At 71.8% G+C, this 262-nt stretch carries 1 protein-coding gene; it reads right to left on the bottom strand.

Features of this window, described 5'->3' with window-relative positions; all coding sequences use genetic code 11:
* Positions 1 to 262: AAA family ATPase (locus SB816_RS32615; protein WP_410548327.1), on the bottom strand; the 262-nt coding region annotated here is incomplete at both ends.

The raw sequence follows: 262 nt of genomic DNA, 5'->3' as shown, positions 1-262 counted from the left end.
CGGGCACGGCGAGGCCCGTCAGTCGCAGGTAGCCGATCACGTCCGGCACGCCGCGATCGAAGAACACGGGCCCGCGCGCATCGTGCGCGAGACGGTACGAACGCATCTCCCAGTTCAGCATCTGCTCGGCGAACGCGGCCCGGTCGCGCCACGGCAGCGCCGGGCCGTCGATCGCCATCTGGTCGCGGATCACGCCGCGCCCGGCCTCGTGCGAGCGCGCGAAACCGGTGCGTTCGAGCGCATCGAGCAACGTGCTCTTGCC

It is taken from the genome of Achromobacter sp. SIMBA_011, assembly GCF_046535435.1.
Taxonomy (GTDB): domain Bacteria; phylum Pseudomonadota; class Gammaproteobacteria; order Burkholderiales; family Burkholderiaceae_B; genus Achromobacter; species Achromobacter dolens.
The sequence above is the reverse complement of the archived record's forward strand: the minus strand, read 5'-3'. Positions and strand labels throughout refer to the sequence as shown.